We start from the raw sequence: 206 nt of genomic DNA on the forward strand, positions 1-206 counted from the left end.
TAGCTCAGTTGGTAGAGCAGTTGACTTTTAATCAATTGGTCGATGGTTCAAATCCATCATAACCCACCATTCTATGAGTAGTTTTAATCGGCGGATTTACGTAAGTTTATTCAAAATGAATAAGCGCATGAGCGGGTCATTAGCTCAGTTGGTAGAGCAGTTGACTTTTAATCAATTGGTCGATGGTTCAAATCCATCATGACCCA

The 206-nt window shown here is 39.3% G+C and carries 1 tRNA gene; it reads left to right on the forward strand.

Annotated elements, in window-relative coordinates:
* Positions 1 to 133 precede the first annotated feature (133 nt).
* A tRNA-Lys gene (locus tag AAEY68_RS21880) sits at positions 134 to 206 on the forward strand.

Origin of the sequence: Pseudoalteromonas sp. RB2-MNA-CIBAN-0110, assembly GCF_040309305.1 — a bacterium.
Lineage (GTDB): Bacteria > Pseudomonadota > Gammaproteobacteria > Enterobacterales > Alteromonadaceae > Pseudoalteromonas > Pseudoalteromonas arctica.